Genomic DNA, 13,173 nt, shown 5'->3' with positions numbered 1-13,173 from the left:
GAGGGAGGTTACGGTTTTTCCTCTCCCCATCCCTCTTTGGGAGTGGGAGGCTCGAACTTGTAGCCAACGCCGCGCACGGTGCGGATCAGTTCCGGTTGGCTGGTATCGGTTTCCAGCTTCTTGCGAATTTGGCCGATGTGGACATCGACCACCCGTTCATCTCCCTCGTGGTTAAAATCCCACACCTCTTGAATCAGCTCAGACCGTCGCCAGACCCGCCCTGGGTGTCGGGCCATGGTGTAGAGCAAGTCAAACTCCAAAGCTGTTAGGTTAATTGGGCGCCGGTCACGGGTGACTTCTCGGGTTTCCGGGTCGATTACCAAAGAGGCAAAGGTCAAGACCGGTGCGCCGGCCATTCCGGTCTTCGTTCGTTGTCGCCGTAGGATGGCCTGCACCCGTGCCAGGAGCTCCGGCAGGCTGAAGGGCTTGGTCAGGTAGTCATCTGCCCCCAACTGAAATCCTTGCAGCTTGTCGGCAGGATTCACTCGGCTGGTTAACATCAACACATACACGCCGGTCTCTTCTTGCATCTGCTGGCAAAGGTCGTAGCCGCTCACATCCGGCAAGTTCAGATCCAAAATCACCAAGCTCGGCTGAAAAGCGCGCAACTGTTGTAGGCCCTCGGCCCCCGTCATCGCCACCTCCACTGAGTAACCCTGCCGCTGCAAGTACCGCTGCAGCAGAGTGCAAATGCTGGGATCATCATCGATGATGAGGATGCGGGGCATGGCGGCTCGACACTCTCGAAGACAGCAAGAGTCAAGGGTACAGAGTGTTGGTATATCGGGATCCCTTCGGCAGCTCATGGGCGGCGATTGCGCAGATACACCATGCTCCCAGCTTGCCAGCCAAAAAGGGAAAAGAGACGCCCTAACTCGGCAGGAAAGGGCAGCAAACACAAACGACTCACTAACTACTTAAGATTATTTCAGGGTGAATAGGGTCACATGGGGGAGTTTATCCTTGCTGAGGCCGTCTTTCTCTCCTTAACGGGGGTTTATTCAAGGATCTTGGGCATTAGGGTTGCCTAGATGGAAGGGGAAGAGGATCCGTCAGGCAGATCCTTACACCTGGAGTTAACCTAGAAGCCTTAGCACTTTGTTTTCCCATCTCGAAGGTTATGCCTTAGCGTGATATCGTAGCAGTTCATCCTGGAGACCTATGTACAATCCCGATGAAGTTTTCCGCAAAGATGTCCAGTTAGCTCTCTTCACCTGGGGGATCCTGGAGCTGGCTTGTTTTGTCATCATCCCCTTCACCGGAGCCTATGCGTTCTCGCAAGTGGCAGATTGGCTGTGGCCCTCTTTGGTTCTGGGGCCGGTAGGTGCAGTGGTGGTGGCCTTTTGCTCGAAGCTAACGGTAGCTGCCAACAACCTCCGAGATCCGAAACAGAAAAAAGCGCAGCGGCAAATTGCCCAGGTGATTAGTTTTTTCGGCTTCCTGGGCTTGGCCCTGCCTCTAATCTTGGCCGGATGGGTGTTTGGTCGAGAGATTTTGACAACTGACTGGCAAAACAAGTTTACCAATTGAGTGGGGGTAATGGGTAGGGGTTGACATGCTCCCGTCACCGATCCCAGGCGGTACAGTGCCGGCTTCCCAACATCTCTGTTGAGCTTTTCCGGTCATTCCCAAAGATAGATTTCGCTACCGGTCTGGAGTTTCCCCCCGACAGACCGACTGCGCAGAGTGTTTCTCTTTCCCAGTTGTCCTGCAGTACTTCCCAACTCTCCCAATAACACCACATCCGAATAGCAGTGCAGTAAAGCCTTGCAAGACAAGGTTTATTTGTCTAGCTCATCCATCGCTGGCAGCATAGGGAATCGCCAGACGAGGGGAGCCTCTGTATCCCGATGCTCACCTTTCAGCTAGGGCGCGGGACTTAGAGCTCCCCGAGCCCCTCAAAAGTTAAATTGCTCTAGCGCTTAGCATTGTCCATACTGTTGGGGGTGAGGGCCGGTGCGGAGCGCTTGGGTCAGCGGGCGTTGTCCCGCCGGCCCAGCTCGTAGAGGCCACCGCCAACACAGGCAATAAGGCCCCAGGAGACGGCCCAGCTTTTGCCCAACGAGATCTCGGTGAAAGCCACCACCACCGCTGCTGCCAACAGGAAAGGGATGACGCTGAGCAGAGAGGCCAGAGCCCCACTGGGATCCCAGGACAACTGCTTTTCCCAACCCTCCTGCAGGCGGCGGTGCAGCGGCGACAACCCCCAGATCAGCCCCAGACTCCAGAGGGCTGTGGCCGCCCACAACGAAGGGCGGATCGCCTCCAGTCCCCCCAGTTCAACCCCGATAGCCTCCATGGCCAGCTCCCAACCCTGCCTTTCTAGGCTAGCGGGATTGGGCCCAGTCGGTGGCAGTAATGGTGGTGCCGGGAAATTGAATGGGATTGCCCAAGCTCTGGATCTGGGCTTGGAGAGCGGGCAACAACCGCAAGTCCAGCAGCGGCTCCCGCAGGATCTCCGCCGGGATCAGATCCCGCTCCAGGGCAAAGTGGGCCGTATGACCCGCTGCCGTGCCAATGGCCCATTCCACAGGATGCACCCGGTAAGAGGCGCTGGCAATGCGGCTGGTGGCGATGTTCTTGCTGCCAGCTAGAAGATTGTCAATGCGCTGGGGGATCAGGGCCCGCAGCGGGATCTGGTAGGGGTAGCTGGGGGCCTGGGCATCTTGGTTGTGGCTGGGGGGCAGCGAAAAATCGGGCAATAGACAGTCGTGAAAATCGATGGGGTACTGGCCCACCCCCACCGAATCGTAGAAGATGAAGGGACGCCCGCGATTGAGCTGCGATTCCCGCGTGGTGATATCCGACTCGTAGATGGTGAACCCCTCCGGGTAGGCAAGGCTGGGCCGACCGAGGATGCGCCGCGACTCGCGGATGTAGGGGTACTTGGAGAGACCACTGGCAGTTCCCATCGGGCTATTGGGCCCTTTGAGGTAGCGGTAGCGCAGGTAAAAGTCCTTTTGAAAGTCAGGATCCGCCTGCTGCAGGAGAAAATCTGTCCGCCCCGCCACCAACCAGTAGAAGAAGCCTTTAGCATGTTGCTCAGCCCGCCGCAGCGCCTCTACCCGCAAGCCCCCCATCCAGCCGCCGGGATCCAGATGGGCTTGCAGTTGCTCGTGGGTGAGGATGAGGTTGATCTCCGGCCCGGTGATGCGCCAGTCGTTGCCCCAGGTCCAGTTCTGCAGGGATTGATCCCCCACCCGGATGGCCTCTTCCCCAAAGCCAAATACCTGTCCCCGGATGCGGCGGTAGGTGAAGACCAGAGCAAAGTTAAAGCGCGGCTGTTCAAAGCTGTAGTAGGGGCCGTGCAGCGGGTCGTCGTAGAACTCGGGCTTAATGGGCACCTGGGGCACAGCGGAGCGCTCGACAACAAAGGTGTAGGTAAACCCCTGGGTGCAGTAGGGATCCCTGTAGGGCTTGGAGCTGGGCTCCCAGCGGCTTTCCCCATCCGTGCCAAGGCGGTAGGGCACTCGCGCCAGGGGCAACAGCTCGCCGGTTTCGGTAGCATCGATTACTACCCAAGGTAGGGTTTTGCCCTGCCGCTGCGGCGGCGGCTCAAAGCGCAGGATCTCTTTGTCCCAGTCTGCGGTGGGCTCTAGGCGGTAAAAATCCAGCAAGTAGGTGGAGAGATCCCCCCGATTCTCCGGCTGGACGCCGGCGTGTTTGGGAATATTGCGGATGGCCTGCACACTGCGGATTTGGTAGTTCTCAATCTCCACGTCCTTGACCACCGTCTCGGTAAACAGCCGCAACTGCCCCGACTGCAGGTAGGGATCCAACATCTCTCGGATGACCTGGTGGCCCACCTGGGGCGAGAAGCAGAGCACACTCACCCAGCACTTGCCGGGATTGGGATCACCGCCGTACTTTTCCCGCACCCGGCGGCGAAACTCTCTATAGCCCTGGGGAAAGATCTCGTTTTCCCGCTGCAAGGGCCGCTCATCCAAAGCCGAGACCCCCTGGGCGCTCACCTGGCCGCCAATCCAGTCGGTCATTTCGGTCATGCACACCTGTCGCCCCAAGCGCAGGGCATCGTAGGCCGCCGCCACCCCCCCCAGCCCGCCCCCAGCGATGAGGATCTCGCAAGGGATGCGGGTCTCGGGCAGAGGCTGGGCCAGAGCCGCCCCGGCGCCCAAGATCCCGGCCCCCAGGGCACCGCAGCCCCATCCCTTTAGGTTGAATGCCAGCTTCATCCCTGCCCCGTAACTCGGCCTGCCGGACTTTCCGGCAACTTTTATCATGGGGGAAAGCGCTGCAACTGCTCATGCCGGATTCCACCTTCGTCATCACCACACCCATCTACTACGTCAACGCTGCCCCCCACATCGGCAGCGCCTACACCACCATGGCGGCGGACGCCATCGCCCGTTACCACCGCCTGCGGGGCAAGGATGTGCTGATGGTAACGGGAACTGACGAGCACGGCCAGAAGATCCAGCGCACCGCCGAAGAGCGCGGCCTTCCGCCGCAGCAGCACTGTGACGAGATTGCCGCCCAGTTTGTAGAGCTTTGGCGGTTGCTGGATATCCGCTACGACCGCTTTATCCGCACCACTGACCCTCGCCACAAAGCCATTGTGCGGGAGTTTTTTCAGCGGGTTTGGGATCGGGGAGATATTTTCGTTGGCCGCCAGCAGGGCTGGTACTGCGTTGCCTGCGAGGAGTTCAAGGACGAGTCAGAGCTCCTAGAAGGCGGGTTTTGCCCCCTTCACCCCAACAAGAAAGTGGAGTGGAAAGACGAAGAAAACTACTTTTTTCGCCTCTCTCGCTACCAGGAAAAACTGGAAGCCCTCTATGCGGAGCACCCGGAGTTCATTCAACCGGAAAGCCGCCGCAACGAGGTCATGAACTTTGTCAAGCAGGGCCTGCGGGACTTTTCCATCTCTCGCCCCAGCGTCTCCTGGGGGATCCCCTTCCCGGCGGATCCCAGCCAAACCCTTTACGTTTGGTTTGATGCCCTCATTAACTACCTCAGCGCCGCCTTGGATCCTCACGACGAGCCCACCCTGGAGAACGCCCTGCGCCGCTACTGGCCTGCCGATGTGCATCTAGTGGGTAAGGACATCGTCCGTTTTCATGCCATCTACTGGCCGGCCATGCTCATGTCGGCAGGGCTGCCGCTGCCTAAACAAATCTTTGGCCACGGCTTTCTCACCAAAGATGGCCTCAAGATGGGCAAAAGCCTGGGGAACACGCTGGATCCCTTTGAGCTGGTGCAACGCTACGGCGCCGATGCTGTGCGCTACTATTTCTTGACCGAAATTGAGCTGGGCAAGGATGGCGACTTTAGTGAGGGCCGCTTCATCGAGGTTCTCAATGCTGACCTCGCCAACGACCTGGGGAATCTGCTCAACCGCACCCTCAATATGCTCAAAAAATACCAGCCCGACTACCGCATTCCCCAGGTGCAGATCGCAGCGGATCACCCCCTCAAAACCCTGGTCGAGCGCCTAGCCCCGGCGGTGGCCGACGCCTACGAGCGGCTGGATCCCAGCTCCGCTGCCCGCAAAGCCCTTAGCTTGGCCCAAGCCAGCAACAAATACCTTGACGAGCAGGCTCCCTGGACGCTGCACAAGCAGGGGCAAAGCGAACAGGTGGCCCAGATCCTCTACGCTGTTTTGGAAAGCGTGCGCTGGGTGGCGGTAGCCCTTTCGCCCATCATTCCCAACCTCAGCCTCAAGATCCTGCAGCAGATGGGGTTTCCTTTGCAGGATGTTACCCAATTGCGCTGGGATCCAGACGCCAGTTGGGGCCGGCTTCCCGCCGGGCAAGAGCCCCAACCTCCTGTGCCCGTCTTCCAGAGGATTCTCCGATAGCTCTCAAGGGTTGGTGGCATCGGGTCGGGAAGGCTGCGCATTGGGGGGGGATCCCTCTGGCGTTGCCTTGCTGGCAAAAGGGCGCATATCTCCCAAGGGAATGCTTGGCGCAGCAGCAGAAAAAGGCCGACCAGCTTGGCCTGAGCGCAACTGAGGGTTACGCATGGCGGTGGGGGGAGTCTCGCTGGACAGCGCCTGCCAGGCCGCCCGTACCCCTGCCCAAAGGCTGCGGACATTGACCTGAGCGCCGCGGGCTTGGTTGCGGGCCCCTTCCAGGGAGCGGTTCACCTGCTTCACCACCTGTCCGGCCCCCTTGACCCCTTCGTCGAGGCTGTCGGCGATCTCGCTCACTTCCAAGCTGGTCAGACGCAAAGCCTCCAGCGTAGGGGGCAATTCCCGCAGCAGCGTGTCGAAAAAGCGTTCCACGCTCTGGGCGGCTCGACCCAATTGAATGACGGCAGGCAGCAGGGTCAGGATCACCGCCAAAATGCCCACTGCCACCAGACCTACCGAGAGGCCCAACCAAAATACCGGCTCGGTCATCGCGCTTCTTCCTGTCGATCTTGGGCTTCTAAGTTTGCTTCTTCCCTGGCCCAGGCGCTGCGGTTTTGGGCTTGGCTCAGTTCTTGTCGTTTTTGCAGCATGGCCTCTTTGCCCACCGCCACCGCCTGCTGCAGTCGTAGCAGTGCTTCGTCCAGACTTTTTTGAGCAGAGTCAAGCAGCTTTTCCGATTGGTATTGCAGGCTGCTGGTCACGTCTTCTGCCACCTCCGGCAGCGCCTCTGCCGATTTTTTCAAGAGTCGCCGCGTCTCCCGTCCGCTGCGGGGAGCTAAGAGCAGGCCAATAGCCGTGCCCACTGCCGTTCCCAGCAACAGCCCACCAATAAACGCGCCGGTTCGGTTCTCCGCCATGCTTTGCCAGAGTTGAGTTGGATACGGGTGGCCCCGAAACCAGACTACCTCAAGATCTCTGCGGATCGACGGGCTTTCTGCTTCTGCTGGCCGCCCCTAGAGAATCCGCAGGGGATCCACATCCAAGCTGACGCGGATCCCTTGGGGGGGATGGCCAATCGCGGTGTGAATCTGTGCAGCGAGCTGGGAGCGATCCCAAGCTTGATCGGGAAGCTGCTTTAACAGGATCTGCCAGCGGTAGCGTCCGGCAACCCGCTCCACCTGGGCCGGCCCCGGCCCTAGCACCTCTGCCGGGATCCCCTGCAGACGTTCGGCCACCTGATGGCAGTAGCGCTCCAGAGCCTCCAGGCGAGTGCTGCTCAAGCGGATCAAGATCAAGGCTCGATAGGGAGGATAGCCCCCCTCTTGCCGTTGCTGTAGCTCGGCCCGCAAAAACCCCTCGTAGTCGTGGGCCAGCACGGCCCGCAAAATCGGGTGCTCCGGCAGATAGGTCTGGATGATCGCCTGCCCCGGCAGGGATCCCCGGCCTGAGCGGCCCGCCACTTGGGTGAGCAGTTGAAAGGTGCGCTCGCCGGCGCGGTAGTCGGGCTGGTGCAACAGGCCGTCGGCAGCCATCACCCCCACCAGCGTCACCTGGGGAATGTCCAGCCCTTTGGTGAGCATCTGGGTGCCCACCAGCACCTGGGCCTTGCCGCTGCGAAACTGCTCCAGCAGCTCCCGGTGGGATCCCTTGCGGCGGGTGGCGTCGCTGTCGTAGCGCAGAATCTCTAGCTGTGGCCAATGCTGGTGCAGCACTTCCACTACTTTTTGCGTGCCGGTGCCGAAGTGCTTCAGGTAGGCGGATCCACAGGCGGGGCAGCGCTGCGGATGGGGCTGGCGGACGCCGCAGTAGTGGCAGCGCAGCTCTTGCCGGCCCTCCAGGTGAAAGGTGAGGGAGACGTCGCAATGGGCGCAGGTGAGGACAAAGCCGCAGCCGCGGCAGAGGACAAAGGTGCTGTAGCCGCGGCGGGGAACGAAGAGGATGGCCTGTTCCCCCCGCTCCAGCGTCTGCTGCAGGGCCTGGTGCAGACGGCGGCTGAGGATGCTGCGGTTGCCGGCCTGGAGCTCCTGGCGCATATCCACCAGCTCCAGTTGGGGCAGGGTGGTCGGGATCCCAGCTTGGGGAATGCGCTGCGGTAGGGTCAGCCGGATCCACCGCTGCGGATCCTGGAGATGGGCGGCGTAGGTTTCCACCGCCGGTGTGGCACTGCCCAAGACCAAGGGACAGTTGGCCAGCTCGGCCCGCCACTCGGCCACCTGACGGGCGTGGTAGCAGGGCTGGGGCTGATCCTGCTTGAAGCTGTCGTCGTGCTCCTCGTCCAAAACGATGAGGCCGAGGTTGGCTAAGGGGGCAAACACCGCCGAGCGGGTGCCAATCACCACTTGGGGAGTGGCGGTCAACATCTGTCGCCAGGTGTCGTAGCGCTCCCCCTCCGAGAGGCCGCTGTGGTAGGCCCACACCTGGGATCCCAGCCGCGCCCGCAAGCGATCCATCAGTTGTGGGGTAAGGCCGATCTCCGGCACCAGCACCAGCGCCGACCGCCCTTGTTGCAGCACCTGGGCGATCACCTGAAGGTACACTTCCGTCTTGCCAGAACCGGTGACCCCGTGCAGGAGAAACCGCCGGGGCCGACCCAAGGCTTGTCGGATCGCCTCCACCGCCTCGGCCTGGGCTGCCGTCAGGGGCTTGGGCAGATCCCGCCACCCCGGCAAGTGGGCATCTGCCAGCCGCAGCAGCGGTCGCTCGTAGAGGTGGACACGGCCTTTGCGGGCCAGCCCCTGCAACACCGCTCGGCTCACTCCTGCCAAGCGCTCCCACTCGGTGAGCAGCAGCTCCCCCCCTTTTTGCTTGAGGATCTGCAGCGCCTTCTGCTGGGGCAAGCTCAGCCCCTCCGAGGAGTCGTCGGCCAGACTGGCAGCCAGTTGGGTTTTCATCCTACCCCCCTGCTGCTCCTGCCAAAAGCTCTCCACCCAACCCCGTCGCTGCAGTTCCCGCAGGGCCAGCTCGGCGCCGGGCATCTGCTGTTGGATGTAGCGCCAAGACAGCTCTCCCCCTTTGGCCTGCAGCAGCTCCAGCAGGGTTTGGGCAGCCGGCGAACATCCCCCCACCGCTTCCGGGCATCGCACCAGGCGGATACGCCGCTGAGAACGGCTGAGCAAACCAGGGGGCAGAACCGTGCGCACCACCTGGGCCAGAGGGGTAAGGTAGTAGTCGGCCACCCGCTGCAGCAAGGGCCAGAATTCCTTGGGCAGGATCCCTTTGGCCACCACCGCCTCGATCTCCCGCACCGATTGCGGATCCACTCCTGCCGGCAGCTCCGAGCGCCAGCCCAAAGCCACCCCCCCTGCCATCTGTTGACCAAAGGGCACACTGAGCAGGTCGCCGGCCTCTGGGGTGGATCCCTCTGGCACGCGATAGGTAAAGCAACCGCCCAAATGGGGATGATCCACCCACACTTCCAGCCAGCGGGGGGGAAGAGGCTGCATCACGGACGGGGCAAGAACCTGGGCAGATCGACCGCCCGCTTGCTTGCCCGAGCCGGCAGGGGCTGAATTGGGGGCTTGGGAGACAGAGCTTGATCGCTCGCGCCAGCAGGTCTGGAGGTATCGGCACGAGGCGGGACATCCAGGCCCTTGCGCTCCAACGCCGCCTTCAAGCTCAGCACATGCATCTGCTGCTGCTCATATTTTTCTCGGAGAGAGCGATTTTCTTCCCACAGGTCGCCGCGCTCGGCCTGCAGGGTTTTGATCTGCTCTGCTTGCTTATCCAGTTGCGTGGACAAAGCTGCAATTTCTTCTTGTAGATGGAGAATGGTTGCTTGTGCAGAGTGCAACTGCGGCTGCCAGTCGGGTTGGGCAGCCAACTGTTCCAAGGCAGCTTGTAACTGCTGCTCCAGGGTGGAGAGATGCTGCTGGGCTTGGGCGTACCGTTCCTGGAGACGGCGGTGCTCTTGCTGCCAATGGGCAATTTCCGCCTGGGCTTGGGAGAGAGCCGCTTGCAGCGCCTCGGCCTGAGCTTGCCACTGCTGTTGCAGCCGTTGCTGCTCCTGAGATCCCTGATGCAGATGTTCCTGCTGAGCTTGCAAAGCGGCCAGCTGAGCCTGGGCTTCGGCCAGGGCTGCTTCCAGCTCCTGCCGTTGTTCCCGCCAGCGCTGCTCGGCTTCCGCTTCTGTCTCGGCATAGCCGGCCAAACGGGCCTCGAGATGCTCCCGTTGCTCTTGCCAGGCGGCCTGTTGGTCGCTGTACAGAGCCCGTAGGCTGCTCAGCTCCGCCTGAGCTTCGGCAATTTGGGTGCGGGCCAGACAAAGCTCCGCCTTAAAGCGTTGCAGCATTTCCACCCGCTTTTCTGCCACATCTTGGGCTTCCAGAAGAGAAGCTTGCAGCTCCTGCTGACGGTGTTCCCATTGACGGCGCTCCTGCGCGTGGGCCAGGCGGAGCTGCTCGATCTGCTCTTGTAAAGCCTCGATATCCTGCCGCTGCCGGTCATTTAAACGTTGTCGAGCGGCAAGCTGAGCTTCCTGCTCCGAGATCTGGACCTTCTGCTCCGCCAAAGTCTGCTGCAACTGTTGCAGGACGCGCTCCCGCTCCTGCAGCGCCTTCTCCTGTTCGGCCACCTTCTGGCGCAAAGCGCAACATTCTGCCTCAAGGCCAGCATCTGCAGAGGGTTGGGCTTTCAGTTGCAAAAGCTCTATCTGCTGTTGCTGCCGGCGGGACTGCAATTCCGCCTGAGCCAGTTGACTGCGCAGAGCCTGAACCTCGGCCTGCAGTTTCTCCTGAAGGATTCGCCGCTCTTGGAGCTCGGCTTCGGCTTTGAGCAGACGGTTCTCCAGTTGCTGTCGCTGGGCCAAATGGCGCTCTGTGTCGGGATCCGGTTCCGTTCGCGCTCCTCGGACGGAATCCTTGGCCGACCCGCCTGCTTGAGCTTTGGGATCCGAGTCACCTGAGGAGGGAGCACGCATAGGTTGAAGGGGAGATGCAGCAGTTGGGGTGAATGATAAAGTTCCCTGCAGTATAGAGAGATTTTTGGGCGGGTTCAAGCCAGAAGATTGAACTCGCGAGATCTCTTGCCGATCCCGCTCTGCGCCAGACGAAGTGCCATCAGACTGGCTTGGACGCATTCTTTCTTGTGCAGTTCCAGAATCCCGAAACTGGGACTGGGCAGAAGCGCTCGGCTGACTTTTTTTCGGTCGTGGGGCGCGAGCCCGACGGAATGGGGACTCTGACCCGCTGCTGCTCCGAGAACCGGCCACGATTGCCCCCTTGGATCACCCACAACACCCACCCTGCGGCTGCACCATTGTGCCACACTCCCATCGCGAAGTGCTACGCAGGACAGCTTGGGCTTCTTCTAAAACGTCAACCTAAGTAGAATGTGCCCAAGCTCCGCGCAGGGGTTTCCAGGAATGAAGCTGAAGGGGATAGGGGCGACCAACCGCTAAGCTAATCTAACAATGGACTTCCATCCTCATGCCCAATGCCGATTGTGCTCATCTGTGGCCCTGCCCGCTGCGGCAAAAGTCGGCTGGCGGAGAACCTGGCGGCTGCTTCCGGCCTGCCGGTCATCTATCTGGCCACCGGGCCCAAACCCGACCCTGAGGCCGACCCGGAGTGGGCCGAACGGGTTCAGCGGCATCGGCAACGGCGTCCCCCCACTTGGCAAACCTGGGAAACCGGGCCCGACCTGGGGGCCGACCTGCAAAAGCTGCCCCAGCCCTGTTGTGCTCTGGTGGATTCGCTGGGGGGGTGGGTGGCGCAGGGCCTAGACTGTCCCGCTGCAGAATGGGATCCCTTGGTGCAATCCTTCTTGGCAACCTTGCCAGTCCACAGGGGGGAGATCATCCTGGTGTCAGAAGAGGTGGGCTGGGGGGTGGTGCCCGCCTGTCCGTTGGGACGCCGCTTTCGGGATCGGATGGGGGAGCTCACCCAAAAGCTGGCTCCTCTGGCCGACCAGGTGTTTTTGGTAACCGCAGGCTTTGCCCTCGATCTCACCCGCTGGGGGATCCCGGTGGCAGGCGAGGTGGGGCAGAGCTGAGATAAGCTGCATTTGCAAGTCAGATATCAGATAGCCGTGTCGTCGTGCCGATTACCTTCTACCTTCCTGCCAAGGCCATCCAATCTCTGGATCTCACCCCTGGCCACGAATTAATGAAAACCCTGATGGCGGATCCCGTCCGGGCTGCCCAACAGGTGCAATGCGCCATCGATTGGCCGCGCAGCCCCGACGATCCGCGCGAGCTGTCGGAGATCCCGGAGGTGCGCCTGTGGTTTATCCGTTGGGATACGGTCTGCCCCTGGATGCCCTACTTCCTCAACTGGCGCCAAGGAGAGCTGGCCCGCTACGCAGCCATGTTGGTGCCTCATCAATTCAACCCTCGCGAGGGCATTGTTTACAACCCAGAAGCACTGGAAATCTTTGTCTATCAGAAGATCTTTGTGTTGATGCGTTGGTTCAAGCAGCAGAAACTGGGATCCCTCTCGATGCTGCGGGATATGGCTTTGGTGTTTGGCTTCGAGGTTCAGCCGGAGTTTCTCACTCTCTGGGAGTCTGAGGCGGGGGATCCAGAATCATGAGGGTGATGGTGGCCGATACTTGGCCGGCGATCCCCGGAGCCGCAGCAGTGGCCGGCGCCTGGCAAGAGGTGACCCAAAACCCTTGGGGCCGGCTCAGGGTGGATTCCAACCCTTCGGAAGCTCAGCTCAAGGCCCTCTGGCAACAAATCTGCGAGTGGGCAGGAGAAAAAGATCCCCTACTGGTTCTGCCGGGCAGTGTCGCCGATCCCCTGGGGCCAGGCCAAACCTGGGCGGATCTGGCCCATGCGTGGGGGTTCAGCTTGCTCTTAACGCTGCAACGGAAGGCCGCCCTGAGCCAAGCAACCGTCTTTGCCGCCCTGATGCGCCAAGCCAAGGCCCGCAGCTTGGGGTGGGTGCTGGTCGGATCCCTGCCCGAAACCGAGGATCCCCAAGCTTTGGAAGAGCTGGATGCAACTTTGATCCCACACCTGGAGGCTCAAGTCGGAATACCGGTGCTGGGGAGAATGGCTCTGGATGGGCAGATCCTTTGGGACACCGATTTCCTGGAGCAACTGGGCTACGTTCGTTGATCTCCTTCCCATGACAGGAGCCTGAGGCTCGCCCGCCAAGCCCTTGTTGTGGAGCGCTATCCCTAACTCCCCTCTCCCTCAGGGAGAGGGGCTGGGGGTGAGGGATGGGAGAGGGGCTGGGGGTGAGGGTAGTGGCAGCGCGAAGCTTTGCAAAACTTTATGTAGAGAGCAAAAAACCCCCCAGCAGATGCCAGGGGGAGAAGAGAGAGTACTAGTCAGCTAGGCAAGCAGGATTAGCCACGGATGGCCGGCGCCACTTCCACCGCCGCCAAATCCAGCGGGAAGTTGTGCGCATTCCGCTCGTGCA

General features: G+C 61.0%; 12 protein-coding genes. 5 read left to right on the top strand and 7 right to left on the bottom strand.

Features of this window, described 5'->3' with window-relative positions; translation table 11 throughout:
- Window positions 1–8: 8 nt before the first annotated feature.
- Window positions 9–728, bottom strand: a complete 720-nt coding sequence (locus NW858_RS09315) for a response regulator transcription factor (RefSeq protein ID WP_414334791.1) — start codon at window positions 726–728, stop codon at window positions 9–11.
- 433 nt (window positions 729–1,161) lie between these two features.
- Between NW858_RS09315 and NW858_RS09310 the strand changes: the two genes are divergently transcribed.
- Window positions 1,162–1,530: a hypothetical protein gene (locus tag NW858_RS09310; RefSeq protein WP_414334790.1), complete on the top strand. Its 369-nt coding sequence runs from the start codon at window positions 1,162–1,164 to the stop codon at window positions 1,528–1,530.
- 442 nt (window positions 1,531–1,972) lie between these two features.
- Here the strand turns inward: NW858_RS09310 and NW858_RS09305 are convergent, their stop codons facing one another.
- Both NW858_RS09305 and NW858_RS09300 read right to left on the bottom strand, forming a co-directional pair.
- Window positions 1,973–2,299, bottom strand: coding sequence for a hypothetical protein (locus NW858_RS09305; protein WP_414520356.1), 327 nt, complete (start codon window positions 2,297–2,299; stop codon window positions 1,973–1,975).
- 28 nt (window positions 2,300–2,327) lie between these two features.
- Window positions 2,328–4,193 (bottom strand): FAD-dependent oxidoreductase, encoded by a 1,866-nt coding sequence (locus NW858_RS09300; protein ID WP_414520355.1) that lies wholly within the window; start codon window positions 4,191–4,193, stop codon window positions 2,328–2,330.
- A 71-nt stretch (window positions 4,194–4,264) separates the two neighbouring features.
- Here NW858_RS09300 and metG point away from each other — a divergent pair, with 71 nt between their 5' ends.
- Window positions 4,265–5,815 carry a methionine--tRNA ligase gene (metG, locus tag NW858_RS09295; RefSeq protein ID WP_414520354.1) on the top strand — a complete coding sequence of 517 codons (1,551 nt, stop codon included), beginning with the start codon at window positions 4,265–4,267 and terminating at the stop codon, window positions 5,813–5,815.
- 3 nt (window positions 5,816–5,818) lie between these two features.
- On the opposite strand, the gene NW858_RS09290 is transcribed toward metG, so the two are convergent.
- The 4 genes from NW858_RS09290 to NW858_RS09275 all read right to left on the bottom strand — a co-directional run bounded on the left by NW858_RS09290 (window position 5,819) and on the right by NW858_RS09275 (window position 10,724).
- On the bottom strand, window positions 5,819–6,358 hold the full coding sequence (locus NW858_RS09290) for a hypothetical protein (RefSeq protein WP_414509204.1): 540 nt from the start codon (window positions 6,356–6,358) through the stop codon (window positions 5,819–5,821).
- Window positions 6,355–6,726 carry a YtxH domain-containing protein gene (locus tag NW858_RS09285; RefSeq protein ID WP_414334785.1) on the bottom strand — a complete coding sequence of 124 codons (372 nt, stop codon included), beginning with the start codon at window positions 6,724–6,726 and terminating at the stop codon, window positions 6,355–6,357. Before NW858_RS09285 ends, NW858_RS09290 begins: the two co-directional genes overlap by 4 nt.
- Window positions 6,727–6,822: 96 nt before the next feature.
- Window positions 6,823–9,252: a primosomal protein N' gene (gene priA, locus NW858_RS09280; protein WP_414520353.1), complete on the bottom strand. Its 2,430-nt coding sequence runs from the start codon at window positions 9,250–9,252 to the stop codon at window positions 6,823–6,825.
- Entirely contained in the window at window positions 9,252–10,724 is a 1,473-nt protein-coding gene (locus tag NW858_RS09275) for a hypothetical protein (RefSeq protein ID WP_414520352.1), read from the bottom strand. The genes priA and NW858_RS09275 overlap by 1 nt, the downstream gene beginning before the upstream one ends.
- A gap of 515 nt (window positions 10,725–11,239) precedes the next feature.
- On the opposite strand from NW858_RS09275, the gene cobU reads away from it, so the two are divergent.
- Genes cobU through NW858_RS09260 form a run of 3 tightly spaced genes read left to right on the top strand, consistent with a single transcriptional unit; the run spans window position 11,240 to window position 12,866 of the window.
- On the top strand, window positions 11,240–11,797 hold the full coding sequence (gene cobU, locus NW858_RS09270) for a bifunctional adenosylcobinamide kinase/adenosylcobinamide-phosphate guanylyltransferase (protein WP_414520351.1): 558 nt from the start codon (window positions 11,240–11,242) through the stop codon (window positions 11,795–11,797).
- Between the two features lie 44 nt (window positions 11,798–11,841).
- Window positions 11,842–12,336: a CRR6 family NdhI maturation factor gene (locus NW858_RS09265; RefSeq protein WP_414334781.1), complete on the top strand. Its 495-nt coding sequence runs from the start codon at window positions 11,842–11,844 to the stop codon at window positions 12,334–12,336.
- Window positions 12,333–12,866 carry a hypothetical protein gene (locus tag NW858_RS09260; protein WP_414348866.1) on the top strand — a complete coding sequence of 178 codons (534 nt, stop codon included), beginning with the start codon at window positions 12,333–12,335 and terminating at the stop codon, window positions 12,864–12,866. Before NW858_RS09265 ends, NW858_RS09260 begins: the two co-directional genes overlap by 4 nt.
- The last annotated feature ends 307 nt before the right edge of the window (window positions 12,867–13,173 follow it).

Source organism: Synechococcus sp. H55.10, from assembly GCF_047502715.1.
GTDB lineage: Bacteria > Cyanobacteriota > Cyanobacteriia > Thermostichales > Thermostichaceae > Thermostichus.
Note: the sequence above shows the minus strand (reverse complement) of the source record. Positions and strands in the feature narration are given on the sequence as shown.

What these genes read in the sequence shown, in the direction of transcription:
- NW858_RS09315 (WP_414334791.1), bottom strand. Translation starts at nt 728, where the DNA reads ATGCCCCGCATCCTCATCATCGATGATGATCCCAGCATTTGCACTCTG.
- NW858_RS09310 (WP_414334790.1), top strand. Translation starts at nt 1,162, where the DNA reads ATGTACAATCCCGATGAAGTTTTCCGCAAAGATGTCCAGTTAGCTCTC.
- NW858_RS09305 (WP_414520356.1), bottom strand. Translation starts at nt 2,299, where the DNA reads ATGGAGGCTATCGGGGTTGAACTGGGGGGACTGGAGGCGATCCGCCCT.
- NW858_RS09300 (WP_414520355.1), bottom strand. Translation starts at nt 4,193, where the DNA reads ATGAAGCTGGCATTCAACCTAAAGGGATGGGGCTGCGGTGCCCTGGGG.
- metG (WP_414520354.1), top strand. Translation starts at nt 4,265, where the DNA reads ATGCCGGATTCCACCTTCGTCATCACCACACCCATCTACTACGTCAAC.
- NW858_RS09290 (WP_414509204.1), bottom strand. Translation starts at nt 6,358, where the DNA reads ATGACCGAGCCGGTATTTTGGTTGGGCCTCTCGGTAGGTCTGGTGGCA.
- NW858_RS09285 (WP_414334785.1), bottom strand. Translation starts at nt 6,726, where the DNA reads ATGGCGGAGAACCGAACCGGCGCGTTTATTGGTGGGCTGTTGCTGGGA.
- priA (WP_414520353.1), bottom strand. Translation starts at nt 9,252, where the DNA reads ATGCAGCCTCTTCCCCCCCGCTGGCTGGAAGTGTGGGTGGATCATCCC.
- NW858_RS09275 (WP_414520352.1), bottom strand. Translation starts at nt 10,724, where the DNA reads ATGCGTGCTCCCTCCTCAGGTGACTCGGATCCCAAAGCTCAAGCAGGC.
- cobU (WP_414520351.1), top strand. Translation starts at nt 11,240, where the DNA reads ATGCCGATTGTGCTCATCTGTGGCCCTGCCCGCTGCGGCAAAAGTCGG.
- NW858_RS09260 (WP_414348866.1), top strand. Translation starts at nt 12,333, where the DNA reads ATGAGGGTGATGGTGGCCGATACTTGGCCGGCGATCCCCGGAGCCGCA.